Origin of the sequence: Paenibacillus wynnii (assembly GCF_000757885.1) — a bacterium.
GTDB classification, from domain to species: domain Bacteria; phylum Bacillota; class Bacilli; order Paenibacillales; family Paenibacillaceae; genus Paenibacillus_AQ; species Paenibacillus_AQ wynnii.
In genome coordinates, this window is sequence record NZ_JQCR01000003.1 from 1,175,915 (window position 1) to 1,192,291 (window position 16,377).

At 41.6% G+C, this 16,377-nt stretch carries 14 protein-coding genes and 1 pseudogene; 7 read left to right on the top strand and 8 right to left on the bottom strand.

The window, feature by feature from the left end; all coding sequences use genetic code 11:
• Nucleotides 1–64: 64 nt before the first annotated feature.
• A complete protein-coding gene (locus tag PWYN_RS20780; protein ID WP_036655816.1) occupies nucleotides 65–994 on the bottom strand; it encodes a tyrosine-type recombinase/integrase in 930 nt (309 codons plus the stop codon).
• Nucleotides 995–1,086: 92 nt separating this feature from the next.
• Nucleotides 1,087–1,998, bottom strand: coding sequence for a LysR family transcriptional regulator (locus tag PWYN_RS20785; protein WP_036655817.1), 912 nt, complete (start codon nucleotides 1,996–1,998; stop codon nucleotides 1,087–1,089).
• A gap of 137 nt (nucleotides 1,999–2,135) precedes the next feature.
• Between PWYN_RS20785 and PWYN_RS20790 the strand changes: the two genes are divergently transcribed.
• Together PWYN_RS20790 and PWYN_RS20795 are read left to right on the top strand one after the other, a co-directional pair.
• On the top strand, nucleotides 2,136–3,410 hold the full coding sequence (locus PWYN_RS20790; protein ID WP_036655819.1) for an APC family permease: 1,275 nt from the start codon (nucleotides 2,136–2,138) through the stop codon (nucleotides 3,408–3,410).
• 81 nt (nucleotides 3,411–3,491) lie between these two features.
• The gene (locus PWYN_RS20795; RefSeq protein WP_036655821.1) at nucleotides 3,492–4,442 is read left to right on the top strand and encodes an alpha/beta hydrolase; all 951 of its coding nucleotides are present in this window, start codon (nucleotides 3,492–3,494) and stop codon (nucleotides 4,440–4,442) included.
• A 74-nt stretch (nucleotides 4,443–4,516) separates the two neighbouring features.
• Here PWYN_RS20795 and PWYN_RS20800 read toward each other — a convergent pair whose 3' ends face one another.
• Nucleotides 4,517–5,761, bottom strand: coding sequence for an aminotransferase class I/II-fold pyridoxal phosphate-dependent enzyme (locus PWYN_RS20800; protein WP_052088522.1), 1,245 nt, complete (start codon nucleotides 5,759–5,761; stop codon nucleotides 4,517–4,519).
• A gap of 244 nt (nucleotides 5,762–6,005) precedes the next feature.
• On the opposite strand from PWYN_RS20800, the gene PWYN_RS29665 reads away from it, so the two are divergent.
• The gene (locus PWYN_RS29665; RefSeq protein ID WP_169744138.1) at nucleotides 6,006–6,182 is read left to right on the top strand and encodes a hypothetical protein; all 177 of its coding nucleotides are present in this window, start codon (nucleotides 6,006–6,008) and stop codon (nucleotides 6,180–6,182) included.
• A gap of 292 nt (nucleotides 6,183–6,474) precedes the next feature.
• On the opposite strand, the gene PWYN_RS20805 is transcribed toward PWYN_RS29665, so the two are convergent.
• Nucleotides 6,475–7,362, bottom strand: coding sequence for an aldo/keto reductase (locus tag PWYN_RS20805; protein WP_036655825.1), 888 nt, complete (start codon nucleotides 7,360–7,362; stop codon nucleotides 6,475–6,477).
• A gap of 262 nt (nucleotides 7,363–7,624) precedes the next feature.
• Here PWYN_RS20805 and PWYN_RS20810 point away from each other — a divergent pair, with 262 nt between their 5' ends.
• Entirely contained in the window at nucleotides 7,625–8,863 is a 1,239-nt protein-coding gene (locus tag PWYN_RS20810) for an MDR family MFS transporter (RefSeq protein ID WP_036655828.1), read from the top strand.
• 90 nt (nucleotides 8,864–8,953) lie between these two features.
• Nucleotides 8,954–9,109 (top strand): annotated as a pseudogene (locus PWYN_RS30105) (GNAT family N-acetyltransferase); the annotation flags it as partial.
• 81 nt (nucleotides 9,110–9,190) lie between these two features.
• On the opposite strand, the gene PWYN_RS20815 reads toward PWYN_RS30105, so the two are convergent.
• The 3 genes from PWYN_RS20815 to PWYN_RS20825 are packed head-to-tail and all read right to left on the bottom strand — an operon-like array spanning nucleotide 9,191 to nucleotide 13,072.
• Nucleotides 9,191–11,092 (bottom strand): coiled-coil domain-containing protein, encoded by a 1,902-nt coding sequence (locus tag PWYN_RS20815; protein WP_036655830.1) that lies wholly within the window; start codon nucleotides 11,090–11,092, stop codon nucleotides 9,191–9,193.
• Entirely contained in the window at nucleotides 11,080–11,628 is a 549-nt protein-coding gene (locus PWYN_RS20820) for a hypothetical protein (RefSeq protein WP_036655832.1), read from the bottom strand. The genes PWYN_RS20815 and PWYN_RS20820 overlap by 13 nt, the downstream gene beginning before the upstream one ends.
• Nucleotides 11,629–11,638: 10 nt before the next feature.
• Entirely contained in the window at nucleotides 11,639–13,072 is a 1,434-nt protein-coding gene (locus PWYN_RS20825) for a hypothetical protein (RefSeq protein ID WP_036655833.1), read from the bottom strand.
• A gap of 523 nt (nucleotides 13,073–13,595) precedes the next feature.
• Between PWYN_RS20825 and PWYN_RS20830 the strand changes: the two genes are divergently transcribed.
• Nucleotides 13,596–14,741: a winged helix-turn-helix domain-containing protein gene (locus PWYN_RS20830; protein ID WP_036655836.1), complete on the top strand. Its 1,146-nt coding sequence runs from the start codon at nucleotides 13,596–13,598 to the stop codon at nucleotides 14,739–14,741.
• Nucleotides 14,742–14,804: 63 nt separating this feature from the next.
• Nucleotides 14,805–16,079 carry an MFS transporter gene (locus PWYN_RS20835; protein WP_084146845.1) on the top strand — a complete coding sequence of 425 codons (1,275 nt, stop codon included), beginning with the start codon at nucleotides 14,805–14,807 and terminating at the stop codon, nucleotides 16,077–16,079.
• Here PWYN_RS20835 and PWYN_RS20840 read toward each other — a convergent pair.
• Nucleotides 16,060–16,269, bottom strand: coding sequence for an iron-sulfur cluster biosynthesis family protein (locus PWYN_RS20840; RefSeq protein ID WP_338049218.1), 210 nt, complete (start codon nucleotides 16,267–16,269; stop codon nucleotides 16,060–16,062). The genes PWYN_RS20835 and PWYN_RS20840 overlap by 20 nt on opposite strands.
• Between the last annotated feature and the right edge of the window lie 108 nt (nucleotides 16,270–16,377).

Below are 16,377 nucleotides of genomic sequence, written 5' to 3' on the forward strand. Positions count from 1 at the left end.
TTGTCATCCTCAAAAAGCACATTGTGCGTAAATTGTGCGTTAAGTTAACATAATATTTATTATGTTAACTTAGCTCATTGCGCAGCTGCGGTAGTTGGAGTCGGAGCCTGGACATGGCCTCCTCTTTCTCCCGGCTCGTAATGTGTGTGTATACAGTAGTAGTCTGAATCGATGAGTGGCCGAGCAGCTCCTGAACGGTGCGCAGATCAGCTCCTTTTCGGAGAAGCATTGTGGCGAACGAGTGCCGCAGCTTGTGGCTGGAATAAGGACGTCTTTGAGCAGCAGGGACTCCGCTTTGAAACCGTTCAAAGGTATCCGCAGCGATTTGTTGAATTCCCCGTATGGAGAGCCTCCGCCCTTTTTGGGAAATGAACAAGGCTTCTTCCTTAAGGCGCCAAGGCTCTAAACGTTCTTCCAAGGCTATGTTAAGGTAAGGAACGATTCCTTCGGGTACAGGTATATTACGCCATTTCCGTCCTTTACCAAATACTCGAAGCGACCGGCGTTCCTTATTATAATCACTGATATTTAGGATATGAACCTCGCCCACCCGCAGTCCCATATAGGACATGAGTAAAAACACAGCTAAATTCCGCCCCTTGTATTTACCTTCTATGGCAGACAAAAAACGCTCCAGATCACTCTCATCTAGATAGACGGGCTCGCGGTTTTTTTCGGTTTTAGACTTCTTAATGCCCGCTGCCGGGTTAGAATTGTATATCTCGAGCTCCATCAGAGCCTTATAAAAGCAGTTTACCGAGGCATGCTTACGGTTACGGGTAGCATCACTAACCCCGCGCTCTCGGACAGAGGTCAGGTAGGAAACAACATGCAGTTTTTTAACACTTTCCAACTTTTTTCCGTTAAGACTCATAAGAAATTCACGTACATCTGCCAAATAGGATTTTTGTGTATGTGGGGTATATCCGGCATCTTTCATCCAGATCAGAAAAGCATCCAGTTCATCGTCATAGTCCTCGGTAAAGCTAATCACGACAAGTGCCCTCCCCTATTTTAAATCTCAGAAAGTATTTATTGTACCATAGAATAGATGAGGATAAACGATTCCTTTGAGCATTTGCATACTTAGTTTTCAACCGTTTCTCCGTTCCACAGCCCTGCATGCTTATGCACCGTAAGTAGAAATTGAGACAAGGCCGGCGATTTCCACTTTTTGTTGTGATACACCAGCTGAGTGGCAACCCGTTGTGACTCATCATTCCAATTTAACTTCATTAATTTCCCCTCAGAGAGCTCAGTCTTAACTGTGACATACGGCAAAAAAGAGATCCCCAGCCCTGCCATCACACATTGCTTGATCGCTTCAATACTCCAGAATTCAAGCTTCGGGTCCGAAAATACCCCATGGCTATTCAAATGCCTCTCAAATAAGATGCGATAGGAGCAGCCCGTTTCTGTATGTAGAATGGTTTCCGTTCTTAGGTCAAGAGGAGTTACCTCACTAAAGTGAATAAGGGGATGATCTAGAGGTGCTACTAAGGCCATCTCTTCGTGAATGAGAGTCTCTATATGTATATCCTTGTACTCCGTCTCCGGTTGAAGCAGAAAAGCTAGATCCAGCTCCCCAGAGCGGATGCAATCAACGAGTTCCCAGCAGGCACCCGGCTTTAGAATGATTTGCACCTGCGGGTACTGTTCACGGAATTCTTTAATAATCCCCGGAAGGCGAAAAGCAGCTAGAGACTCCGGCGCACCAATCCGCAAAGTTCCAGTCAGTTCCGTCTCCGAACGAAGAGCATCCTGAGCCATGGTATGCATTTTGGATATTTCCTGCGCATAGGGCAGTAGACGGCGTCCAGCGTCCGTAAGAATAATTTTTTTACTAATACGATCAAACAAAGGCTGACCTAACTCTGCCTCCAACGCTTGGATTTGGGCTGTAATGCTGGATTGGGCATAATCCAACTTCTGAGCGGCACGCGTAAAACTTCCTACCTCGACCACTACTAGAAAGGTAAAGAGATGACGTGACTCCATTAGGTTCCTCCTGACGGCTCTTCCATCGGTTTTTCGAATGGATAGTATTCAATTATTCCGTTTTTCCAATGGATCTATTATCTGATACTCTATACTAAAAGACAATCATAAAAGCTTAGGAAAGCAGGATGCTATTCATGAAGGAATCCACATCTCTACAAAGAAACATCGGCATGCCGCAGGCGATTGCCCTATACATAGGTGCTGTACTCGGTTCAGGGGTATTGATTGTACCCGGTTTGGCAGCCGAAATGGCCGGTCCGGCCTCATTGCTTGCTTGGGGGTTTATGACCTTGCTTATATTGCCTATGGCATTAACGATGGGGCTGTTATCTGCTAAATTCCCTAACGCGGGAGGCGTTTCCCACTTCGTCAGGCTCGCTTACGGGCCGCGGGCTGGCGCCTTAGTCGGCTGGTTTTTCCTAATGTCAGTGCCGATTGGCGGACCTGTTGCCGCTCTCACAGGTGCAGGATATATGACAGCTGCTATGGGATGGGGCGATCATGCCAGAATAGCTTTGGCAGCCGGTATGCTGGCTATAGGACTGGTTACGAATTGGGTGGGTATGCAGCTGGCCGGCAAAATACAGATCGCCGTTGTTATTGCGATTGTAGCCGTACTCGTCTTCTCCTTTGCCGCAGCCCTTCCTAGGATGGAGAGTATTCACTTCACCCCTTTCGTACCGCACGGATGGATGAGTGTGGGACAATCCGCAGCCATTCTATTCTGGTGTTTTATTGGCTGGGAGGCCGTCTCCCATCTTTCAGAAGAGTTCAAAGATCCGCAACGTGCAGCGGTTAAGGGTGTGACCATCGCCGCTATTATAGTAGGAATATTATACTTCCTATCTGCTTTAGCCACTGTTGGGACACAAAGCTACCTTAAAGGTGGATCAGAGGCCTCGCTCGTTTGGATTATTAGCCAGCCTTTGGGGACTTGGGGCGGATTTATAGCAGGACTTACAGGAATTTTCATTTGTACGGCTACCATCATCGCATACTCCGGTGCTGCCTCCCGCGTCGCCTTTGCTTTATCACGACAGGAATACGCACCAAAGTGGATGGGTAAGCTATCCAAACGATTTCATACACCTACGGGAGCGATTGGGTTTCTGTTGTTATGTTACACCTTTGTACTTTTCCTATATGGAAGCCGACTTCTATCCATCACTACATTAATTCAATTTCCTAATGCCACCTTTATTCTAACTTATATAGGAGGATGTGCTGCCGGTATCCGTCTCTTAAAAGGAAACCCGCTAGGGGTGACGATCAGTTGGATTTCCTTTTTGGCAACAGCAGCCGTGTTCCCTTTTACAGGCTGGGCAATTGGATATCCAATTGTTATAACACTGATATTTGCAGGGTTTATATATCATCGCAACATCGCCAGGGGACAGAGAATAACCTGAAAATAGTTTCAGGACGGCGGCTGGTGGTTATGAATTGAAGTGAGAGAATTTGACTATGATAGTCCAAAGGAGTCGATTCCAATGACAGAAGTGAACAAGATTGTCCTTGAACCCGCCGCTCAGAAATTCGCCGATGATAACTCCAAACCTCCCTTTTTACCCGATCTTGGTCCTGAAAAAGGGCGAGAAACAGTAGATCAAGTACAATCAAGCGATGTATACAAACCGGATGTAGAAATTCAAGATCTTAAAGTGCCCAATGGACCAAACGGTGATATTTCCGTGAGAATCGTCCGCCCTATAAACTCTTCAGCAGCAAACCTACCTATAATCGTCTATATTCATGGCGCAGGATGGGTGTTCGGCAATGCACATACGCATGACCGATTGATCCGTGAATTGGCTGTCGGCGCTGAAGCTGCCATTGTTTTTCCTGAGTATAGCCTTTCCCCAGAGGCAAAATATCCAACAGCCATCGAGGAAATATATACCGTAGTACAATGGGCGGCCGAAAAAGGGACCGAACATGGGCTTGATTCCAGCCAATTAACCATAGCAGGCGACAGTGTAGGCGGAAATATGGCTGCAGCGATTACACTGATGGCTAAAGAACGTAGTGGGCCCAAAATTTCCAAACAGCTTCTGTTCTATCCGGTTACGGATGCTTCCTTCGATACCGGGTCCTATAAACAGTTCGCCGAAGGTTATTTCTTGGGACGTGAAGGTATGAAGTGGTTTTGGGATCAATATACGACTGACCCGGAAGAACGGGCTCAGATTACTGCCTCTCCCCTTCGCGCCAGTATCGATGAGCTGCGTAATTTACCAGAAGCCTTGGTCATTACTGCTGAAGCCGATGTATTGCGTGATGAAGGTGAAGCCTATGCCGCCAAATTACGTGAAGCAGGTGTAGAGGTAACTGCGGTCCGTTTTGAGGGGATCATTCATGATTTTGTAATGCTGAATGTGATGGCAGACACGAATGCCAAAAAAGGAGCTATTCTGTTAGCAACAGCATGGCTTCGAAAATAACATTGAAATATATGTCTAAAGCAAAAAGGGCAGCCATAGGCTGTCCTTTTATATATGAATCATCATAAAACCTTTTATAGTTCCTCGCGGAGGTATCTACCAATTCGCTTTGCAGCTTCTACCAGTCGCTGTTCATCCTCAACCAATGCAATTCTAACGAAGCCAGCTCCCTGTGTGCCAAAGGCATCCCCAGGAATTATCGCTACGCCTGTCTTTAGCAGCAGTTCTTTGGCAAATTCCCGAGCTCCTGCAACTCTGGAATCGATAATAGAATAAGGTAGCGGCGCCCAAATGAACATGGTTGCTTTCGGCTTGGGTACAACCCAGCCCTCATCAGCTAATGCTTCCACAAATACATCACGACGTCGTTCGTAAAGATCGGCTACTCCTTGATAATTATCAGATGCCATCGCCAGTTCCAGTGCAATAATCGCTGCTTCCTGGATAGGCTGGAAGACGCCATAATCTATATTCCCCTTTAATTCCCGCAAAGCGGCTATGGCTTCACTATTTCCAGTCATAAACCCTATCCGGCAACCTGCCATATTAAAGCTTTTGGAGAAGGAATGGAATTCGACCGCAATATCTATCGCACCAGGCACTTGTAAAATACTAATCGGACGATATCCATCAAAGCCCATTTCCGAATAGGCAAGGTCGTGTACCACCAGTACATCCCACTTGCGGGCAAGCTTAATCAATTTCTCAAAAAAAGAAATATCAGCCTCCGCAGAGACCGGATTCCCGGGAAAATTCAGAAGAATAAAAACGGCTTCTCGCCATACCTGCTCCGGAATACTGTCAAGATCCGGCAAAAAGCTGTTCTTTTCCAATAAGGGAAGATGCCAAGGCACTACACCTGCTATAGCAAGTGAACCTGAATAGATGGGATAACCCGGATCCGGCACGATGGCGAGATCCCCTGGGTTACAAATAGCTAAAGCAAGATGGGCAAGACCATCCTGCGATCCCATTAGCGCTACCAATTCATCCTCAGAATCCACGGAGACTCCAAAACGTTGCTTCATCCAAGCTGATGCCTTTTCTCGGAATGCAACACTGCCCTTGGAAGTTGGGTAGGAATAGCTCCCCTCTTGCAAAACTGCCTCGCTTAGTGTTTGACGAATCTCAAGTGCGGGAGGCTGGTCAGGACTGCCAATTCCTAAATCAATCACGTCCAATCCAGATTTAAGAGCCTCCCCCTTCCATGCTGCAACTTCAGAGAAAATAGAAGAGCCCAAATGTGACAGCTTCTCCGATCTCCATTTCCGCTTGGAACTATTGTAAGTCAATGAAATCCCACCTACTTGTTTTTTCATCATTATAGCATGGGATTTCCCATAAACACCCTTCAAATGAGTAAGGAAAGTGTAGCTTGTATCCATATAAAATCGATTGTATCAAAAACAGCGTATAATTTATGTTATACGCTGTTTATTTTCGTGAATTCCTCTACCTTTTCGCCTACAATGGTACTTTTAAATTTTGTACACATTACATGAAATTATCTCTGAACAACTGCATAGATATATAGAAACAAGCTAAGAAAAGGTGGGACCATTCATGTCTAAAAATAAACGTGGCAAAGCGCTCTGGCGTATGCCATCTCGCAGCAGAGGTACTTGTCCGATTTGTGGCAGCACTCGTATCAAGCTCTTGTTTACCGGGAAAGGAATTTCGGGGGAGAAAATTGATGTATGCAAGAAATGCCATGGCAAGCAAGCGGTATTAACCGGATAAATAATAATAACCTGCCACATAAAAAAGCGGCAGTCTTGGACTTTATTTTTCATCCAAGACTCCGCTTTTTTATGAAATCATTATTTTCCTCATACGGACTCCACAGCCCTTATTGTGGCTAAATGATCTGTTTAGAGTCATCTGAGTCCGCATAACCACCCTATGATTAAAGATCCAATCCAATTGTTGAACGTTAATCTCGGCCACCCATTATTTAAAAAAACGAACGTAGCACAAAAAAGGGATACACTCGCTTTTCAGCGATGTATCCCTTTCAACATTAGAGTGTTGTTTAGGTCTGACCTACCCAGTCCTGACCGGCTGTATCTCGCCAGATTCTACGAATCTCTTCATACTGTTCACGATCAAGCAGCCCCTTATCAAGCAGAGCTGCATTCTGCTGCCATCGATCCGGGTTATTGGTCCCTACAATCGCTGTGTGTACCCCGGGAGTACTAAGTGTGAACCGCAGTGCGGTCTCTACCCCTTTTTGATGATCTGCAAGGAAACCGTACCTCAAGTCACGCAAGCGATTCCAATAGATGAAGGGATAGTCGGTTTCATTCATAGTCTCATGGGTCCAAGCAGCGTTAGCTATCGGACGCTTCGCCGTCACACCCATGTTCCTTTTTATCGCCTCGTCCAGCGTTAATTCAATTGCTTCCTGATCGGCAATATTTATGGAAATCTCTAAGCTATCAAAAAGGCCAGTTTGTACCGCATATAGAGCATCGTTTCTATCGCCACTGTAGCCGATATACCGGGTTTTGCCCGCTTGCTTTGCTCGCTGGAGCACTTCAATAACTCCACCCTCACGCAATACTTCTTCTCTGCAGCTATGCAAATGAATCATATCAACGTAATCCGTATTCAGGCGTTTAAGGCTGCGATCAATGCTTTTTTCCAGCAACAAAAGATCCCAATCAGGATATTCCAAACCGGCAGAATGCCCGCATTTAGTAAAGAGATAATAATCATTGCGGCGTCCTGCCAGAGCCTTCCCAATCAGTTCCTCGCTGTTACCATAACATTCAGCCGTGTCAATTAGATTAAGTCCAGCGTCCAGAGCCCCTCCTAGGAGACGATCCACCGTCTGTTCATCCGAACTGCCGATTTCAGCACCACCAAATCCGAGGATGCTGACATCCATGTCCGTATTACCGTATTTGCGCTTTTCCATAGCAGCTGCCTCCTTTAGCACTTAGAAGTGTCTTATACATTATACCCCTCAGGAAAAAAAGGAAACTTTGCTGTTCACTAATGATGATGAACATTTTGTATCTAACTGGAATCCGCATCCTTAGTAAGCCTCCTGGGAAAATGTAATTACCATCATATTCCATATTACTCTGCCTGATTTACATTTTATGCTATACAGCATAGGATTGAACGCTGTATATTATTTGTTATGGACTTTATATGATTAGGAGGTACTCTGAAAAATGAATCAACATTTTAGACATATTCATCCCCTAGCATGGACAATTATTATCGGTACAATGTTCGGCCGCCTCGTAACCTCCATGAGTATCCCTTTTCTAGCCATCTATTTAACCCAGGTCCTTGGAGTCTCACCTACTCAAACCGGATTTACCGTAGCGGTAAGTTCGCTGGCCGGGGTGATGGTCAGTTTCTATGGAGGTTATATCTCCGATGTGTTTGGCCGCAGAATCGTAATGCTGGTTTCTGTTTTTGGCTGGGCATGTGTATTTTTCGGTTTCTCTGCAGCCCAGCATTTGTGGGTTTTCTTCTTAGTTAATACACTGAATGGATTATGCCGTGCCGTATTTGAACCCACTTCAAGAGCATTATTATCAGATATTACGCCTAAGGATCAAAAACTGCTGGTATTTAATCTAAGATACGCTGCGGTTAACCTGGGCGTTGTCTTTGGTCCTATCATTGGTTTGCAGCTTGGTTCAGCGAAGTCGACCTTCCCGTTTCTCATTGCTGGAATCGTCTATATCGCCTATGGTCTTGTCCTGTTCTTGCAGTTTAAGGTTCATGGTTCCAGTCTTCCCGCCCGTTCCACAGCCCAAGCTCCTAAATTAAGTGAAGCCCTCTCCACCGCTGGGCGGGATCGTGTGTTTTTACCTGTACTGATCGGTACAACCTTTTGTGTTCTAGGCTATGGTCACTTCAGTTCAACCTTGGCACAATACTTAGCCATGAATCCTCACTTTTCGAACGGTAAACAGTTATTCTCTTATATGCTTTCTCTTAATGCTGTAACCGTGTTAGTAGTGCAATATCCAATTGTTCGCTCCGCAAGCAAATTTCCGCCGCTTATTCCTTTAATTCTAGGAAATATCTGCGTAGCTGTGAGTCTTTTACTATTCGGTTTTGCCGGGGGGATTGCTCTCCTAATGTTCAGTGTAGTTTTATTTACTGTAGGTGAAGTGCTGCTCTTTACCATGATGGATATGCTGATCGACCGAATTGCCAAGCCGGAATGGAAAGGTACTTATTACGGAACGATTGGATTCAACAATTTCGGGAATGTTGTGGCACCTATATTGGGCGGCCTGTTATTGGATCAATTTGGTGCTCGCAACGGTCCAGCTCTTTTCCTACCCCTGGCTTTATCAGCAGCTTTGGGCCTGCCTTTCCTGATCACAGCTCATAGGAGGCTAACCTCTAGAGAGAAGATGACCCTAAAGGATGCTGATTACAGTGCGTGATAACTCGATAAGATAAAATAGAAACTTAGATGGTTTACATAATTAATATTATGTTAACTTCGATTAAGGGGAGCATGAAAGGAAAATATTATGAGAATAAACAAACAAGATTTTATTGTGAATGGGTTAACGTATACGGTCAGATCTGCAATCGATAAAGATGCATTAGCTTTGTCTGAATTAAGACTACAGATTGATGGGGAGACCGAAAATTTAGACAGAGAGAAAGGCGAAGGGTATATTGATGCACGGGTTTTGAACAAATGAAAGAGCCAACGACCATAGTCGTTGGCTCTTTCATTCTGCACAGTTAATTTAACTATATGCCTATCTTCGTTTAAGCAACTTCTCGCCCTCATGGATAGTTTCTTTTACATAACCAGAGAACTCCTCTGGATACTTTCCAATACCTGTCGTTAGGATTATTTGATAACTTTCAGACGGAAGTTCTAATATTCTTTGAAGACAGCTATCTAAATTTTCTTTATCAATACCTAAATTCTCTGGCGTATCTACAAGCAGAAATTTAGGAAAGGGAATACTGTTCTTCGAAAGTGACATTGACAGTAAAGTTAAGAAGTAGAGGAAGCGTTTTGGCACATTGGAACTTGCTTCTTTGTAATACCCTTCGTTTAATACAGGCATATAGTATTCATTAATCTCAGATTTTGTAACTCCATCAACAGTAGTAGTCATTAAGTGATTATATGTCGCATTAAAGGTGTTGATTTGACTTTGAATTAACTTGTCAATTTCCAATTGGGTAATTCTCACATTGTTTAATTGAGTAGAATAATCACTTTTAGCCTTATTGTATTTTTTATCTACTTCCTCATATTTCTCTATCATCTTCGCTTTATTTTCATTTTCTTGAATAGCTGACTTCAACTGATAGACCCTTTCGTTTAGTTGGAGAAGTTCTTGGTCATTCGCATTTGTATGCCCTTCTGCTTCCGACAATTGCTCTCTAAGTCCATTCTGATGTTCTACTAATGATTCTAAACTTCTAGAAAGAAAGAGAACTTCTTTCCCACATGACTGAATCCCTAATTCTATTGTTTCGATAGATTTTTGTTTTGCCCTTAAAATTTCTAAGTATTCTTGTGAGTTATAGAAATAGCGCTCATACTGCCCTTCATCTATTTCCGCTCCACATATACAATGTCCAGAAACACGTTCGACTTTTTTGAAACAACAAGGACAAACATCCGGAGAAAATAAATGTAACATATTGTGTGAAAAGAGAATTTTGTTAATATGCGACACTTCTCTTATTAATTCCTCTTTTAGTTCAATTAAATCTCTCTTTTCAAAACTAACATTATTCATTTTCATTTGAATACTAGATAGCTCTCTTTCAGATTCAACTAACTCAGTTCGAATTTGACTAACTAAAAATTCAAAAGAAGAAGGTTCTAATTTTCGGTTCTTAACTTCATTTCTCAATAATTGAATTCTTTGAAGTTCCAATTTATCTTCCGTTACTTTTCTAAGGATTTCACTTGAAGTAATAGTACCAACATCATAACCCATTTCAACAGCTAAACTCCCAAAATTGGTCACCAAAATCTTCTGAGCATCTCTTTGTTTTTCTAATTCGCGTAGTTTTCCAAGCATTACATAAAAGTCCGAAAATCTATGTCCAACCAACAATTCAAAAATAACTTTGCGAATTTGTCCCGAATCAGAGATGAAGTTATTTTCGTTTCGATGTTCTTTATATATTTTTTTAGGTTCAGTCCCTTGATCATAATGGATTAGACGGAATAAGTCCGTGAAGTTAATCTTAAAACTGGTTGCACCTTGCCAAACATCAACAACCTCAATTCCGATTTTATCCAGAAGCCAATCTGAATATGTGATTTGACCTTTTGGCAATCCTTGTCTATTGAGAAAAAAAGAGTCTTCACGCCCGTTTTGATTTTGAATAAGTACAACATTTTGATTTTTTCCAAAGTATCTTTTTATTTTATAAGGGATATCATTAATTTCAATTTCTAATAAAACAAAATTGTTGTTATCATTCTTAACTTCAAAATGGACTTCTGTTTTCGTAAAGTCAAACTTTTGTACATAGTCTCCCAAAGCAAAACAAATTAAGCCACTAAATGTGGTTTTGCCTCCACCGTTACCAGCTTCAATAATATTAATGCCATCTTCCAATGGTAAGGAGCTATAGGTGTATTTATCACCCATATAATGGACACGTGTTACCTTTAATCGCCCCATATTTTAACCCCCCTGTTTCGAAATAATTCATCAAGAAGAGAATCCGTCTTCATTGTTTTTATGTAAGAGAACATTTGCTTTATCTGCAAGCTATGTTGTTTTTCCGTCTGAAACATTTCGCAATTTTTAAATTCATTACTTACATTTTCAGGACAAAGCCACACATCAAATGATTTCCTCTTATCATTTTTTTTCATTGAAAAAATCCCTTTTTGTTCAAGCGCAAAAAAGAGAGAACCTGTCCAATTTAAACGAAGACGGCTCTTGATATAGGTTTCTTTTAAAAGTTCTTTATCTAAGGTAGAGGCTGATTTCCCTAGTGATTTGTATGTTTGAATCATATTAATTAATGCATGATTAGATATAAAGGGAATTAAGTAATTCAATTTTGTCCATTCCTGCAATCGATTTTTTTCACTTGTAAATCCCAATGTATGCAAGAAAACAATGGAGTTATAAACAAAGTAATAATAATCATCTTCTGTACTGAACATCATTCTCTTTTTAACATTCATGTGACTATCATTTGTTTCCATAAGAGTCCTCCTAATCAAAAGCCAAATAGCAAGTATCAAATAATTCGTAGATAGTATCCCTTAATGCACTTTCGCTTTTAAATGGATACTCGTAATCCTTCCCCCAATCATCTAAATGACTTTTAGCCGAATGCACCAATATTTCTATAAATTCATCAATAAGTGGTGGTTCAACATCATGCTTTTGCATTTCAAGTGGCATAGATACAACTTCATGCATTTGGGATTTCAGTAATTTAAATTTAGCATCATAATTTAATTCAACATCTTGCTCTTGAATTTGCATTATCTCTGTATCATACTCTTGAATTCTCAGTGGTTCTGCATTGTGCTTTTTGATTCGCAGAGGCTCAACAATGCGTTTTTCAATTTGCGGTGGCTCAACATCGTGTTTTTGAATTTGCTTACGAATAACGCGAATAAGCTTCTCTTCACAAGCCTCAAATACACGGTAAAGATATGCTCCACGTTCTTGATGATTAGTACGTAATAATTGTTTTTTTATAGTTCCAATCTTTCGGGCAAAAATTTCAAACATTTGTGGATCATATTCAGGAGAAACTTCTAATATCTTCTGAATGATACCTCTGGCATCAAAAGGCTTATCCATTAATTCCCACTCTTCATAACAAGGATCTAATGATTTACTTGTTGTATTTGTCCCTACTTCAAGGAACTTATTTCTTACTGTGTCGGTATTAATCATACGGTGGATAGGGTCAGTTTTACCCTGTCTTCGTTCTAATTCTTTATCTAGTGCATCAATAATATATTGTTCTCTTCCCGATACTGTTATTGAGGTATAGAGGCTGCATGTCTTAACTTTTTCTAATAAAAATAGTTCCAACTCATTTTCATCTTCTTGCTCAAATCTCCAATCAATCTGATTACAGAATTGAATCCACATTTCATCTGTAAAGACTTGTATCACATCGAAATATCCAGTTTTGTGTTTATTTCGGGCATACTGCTTTTCGTAATCGTCCATAACTATACATTTAATAAAAGGAAGTACCTCATCATATCTTTTACTGATTAATAATTCGAGCAGAGGCATGTCAGGAAGTTCAAGATTTTCTCTTTTTAACAAGTCAGTACTTCTTTCATTGGTTATGGTTGTATTAGTATAAAAACCGAATCTTATACCTTTACCGTGCCTTAACCAACAGTCTAGAAAACTGACTACGCTGTTTTTAACTTCATCAGAATTCAAAGAAAATGGCTTAGATTCATAACTTTTGTCACTTTCAATGTATTCTTTTTGTGTTCCCTCAGTATCTTCAACATGCATATAAACATCTTCTAGATGCTCACAAGCAACAAGAACACAAATAGAATTAGATTTTTCCAGCTCTTCAAATATCAATCTTATCGCTCTTAGTCGTTGAAGACGCTCACCTTTACTTTGTTCGCCAACCACATGACTAATAATACTTCTCTCCATAGGCTTCCATCCTTAAAAATAAATCTAATGTACTATGGAGATTCGACATTTTCTTCAATTTTCCTTTTTCTTTCTATACTTTGGATGTTGATATATAAAAAAGGATATATATCAGGAACTTATGTTCTCATTATAGCAATGCTATATCGATAAATAAAGACTATATTCCTATATCATAAAATGATTTCATATATCTATATGTGGAAAAGTATATCTTTTCATGCGGATTGATATCTATATATACTAAAATTAAACTATCCATTATTTCAACGTGGGATTATAGCTTTGAGAACTGATTGATAACAAAAAGCATGACTTAAATTACAGTTTAGGTGATGTTTTTTTGTTGGATAATATTTTCATTTCATTCTTTCAGGGCGTATTAAAAAAGACTTATCGATAGTAGAAAGGGAAGCCCCCAATGCTAAAAATGAAAGCTCTTGGACATATCTGTGGAAAGCTTGCAGAGACTTTCTCCACAAATCATAAAATCATCTAAAATCGGTAAGGAGAACAAACCTGCATGAATCCATTTCAGATGGACCCTAGTACTTTATCGGTAACATGGAATAACAGCACTCTCTTGTTTTTGCCCATGGAGTTCGCGTTATTGGAGTACTTGTATCTAAATAAAAGCCAAACCTTATCTCGGGAACAGCTGCTAAATGCGGTATGGACATTAGAGGAACCTACAGATCGTACCGTGGATGATCATATCTATCGTTTGCGCAAAAAACTGCGGGCCTGGCAACCTATGATCAGTATTGAAACGGTGCGGGGCTTAGGGTACCGGTTACAACTATTGAAATCACAGCATCAAGAAAATCCACTGCTTCACAATCTTACATATAAAGAAGACATGCGGGATATATCAGACATGTATCTCAGGTATGGCCGCGGGGATGCTCTCTTTGCTTTAGCTCAGAATAAAGAGATTTTTGGGTTTGAACTGGAAAGTCCTCTTCAGGTCATCGTCGATCTAATGCAGGGTGGTGTCGAAGTTCTCTTGGAAGAAGGACCTTTACCTATAGAGGAACGTCTCTTCACTTTGCTGGTTCTGTACCAGATGATCGACCCTAGTGGAAATCGGAAATATCTGGAAGCGGCTCTTCGAGGTAAAGTTCTCTCACCCCTTTTACATCATGAAATTGAGGTTATCATCTACCCTTCCATACTTATGGACTGGGGGGACTTTAAGGGAGCTAAGATAAAGCTGGATGCCCTCGCCGTTGAAGTCGAACGCCAGGGGTGGGACGGATTAATCCCTTACGTGAACAATATGAAGCTGGAGTATGATCTCCATACACAGAATTGGTCTGCTCTTGAGAAAGATATTCTGTGGGCAGAAGAACAATGGAACAAGTATCCCTATTTGCGAGAAAAAGGACAACTCCTTATTTACAAAGGCTTAGCATTATACCCATTAGATCACAAGGAAGCCATCCGGCAAATGAATGAAGGAATTTCAATTATAAAAGAAACTCATTTCACCACCCATTTACTTAGGGGTTTGCAAACCATCCTGTATTTCTCCAAAACTTTCGAGTGGCAGGAACTTTACGAAACCTTCGACAAAGAATGGGGTCGCCTATTGATACACTTTGGGATTGCTGAAGCGAAGGATCAAATGGATCAGTTTCTACATTCCTATTTATCAGTACATTTATGATTCCCTCTGATATTCCTCTGACATGGAACCTTTACTCTTAAGAAAAACATGTTGGAGGTTTATATGGAATCTGTAATAAAAAATAAGAAACAAGCTTTTTGGTCCCCGTTGCAGCGCCCGCAATTTCGAAGATTATTTGTAGGTCAACTGTTATCGGATTTAGCCAATTGGTTAGACTTCGTAGCGTTAGGTACTTTAATCGTATATGGCTGGGGCCAGGGTTCTCTTGCCTTAGCAGCGTTGTCTGTCTCCATGGGGCTTCCTTGGGTTATAGTGGGTCCACTTCTAAGCGCACGCTGCAGTCGCTTTTCGGGACGCAGAATACTTATTCTTTGTGACATCCTAAGAGCATTCCTTCTCCTTGGGCTGATTTGGTCCGAATCGCTTGCCATCCTTCTTCTATTTGTATTCCTCAAAATGAGCGTCAGTTCAGTTTTTGATCCGATTAGACAACTTGCTGTGAAAAACCTAACTGAACCCGATCAATGGGCACAATCCTCTTCTTTAAGCCAACTGTCCGTTAATCTTATGAAAATTGTTGGGCCAATGGTCGGTGGTGGACTGCTCGCACTCTGGGGAGACCGCTCACCCTTTTTAATTGGAGCCTGCTGTTATGCTGTATCTGCACTGGTCCTTTTCGGGCTTCGAGAATGGTCAGTTCCTAGTGAAACGAAGGAGGAGGGCAACTCTAAATCTGTTATGCGTGAGGCTTGGCGCCATGTTACCCAACGCCCTGAATTGAAAGCAGGGATAATATATTCAACGCTCCTCTTCTTCCTAGTCTTTGTGTATGATGGTCTATTCGTTATGGTTGCAAAGGAGGCTGGAATGGATAAAAGCCAATTCGGTCTGATTATCGGGTCCGTTGGAATCGGCAGTGTGCTTGGTGCACTTGCAGCTGGACAATGGAACGGATGGCAGCAGCATCCTTTATCCAGAATGACATGGTCAGGAATGGTTACCGGGGTTTTGGTTGGTGTCGTGGGAATCGGAGCCCTAGGTTGGTTTCCGAATGAAATAGGGTTCTGGGTGATCATTTGCATTCTTCTGGGCGCCTGTGGAGCCTATTCCTTGGTTCCCTTTGGATATCTGCTGCAGAAGGAAACTACAGATAAAACGATTGTTCCTGTAAGTGCTCTCTCCAATGCGCTGCAAACCGGCTCTATGTTAATTGCCCCTATTTTGGGTGCTTTTGCAGCAGAGTGGATTAGAGCCGGAGGTGTATTCTTAATTGTAGGATGTTTGACGTCCTTGATTGCTGGAATGTATCGTTTACGGGTGCAAAGAACTCTAGAAAAAGAGAGGATTTTGGTAAGCTCTACAGACGAGTGTCTTTAATTCTAATATTGTTACTGAATAGACTGGAATCGCTAGTTAACTTGTATGAAGGATAGTTCTCGTCCGCTTCCAGACGCATGATCTCATCAAACAAAGATTCCTGCTGACGGTCACATAAGAACACGAACGGTTCTTGTTGAATTTCAATGTCCGTATGAAGAGGCTCACTCACGATTAAGATGACAATCACTCCATTGCAGCCACATCCCTCTGTATCATAAAAGATCTTAAAGAACCCGGTTGATCTGCAAGGCTCTCTTCTAATCGTTTAGTGGTCAGGTCGTTTAATTTAATAATC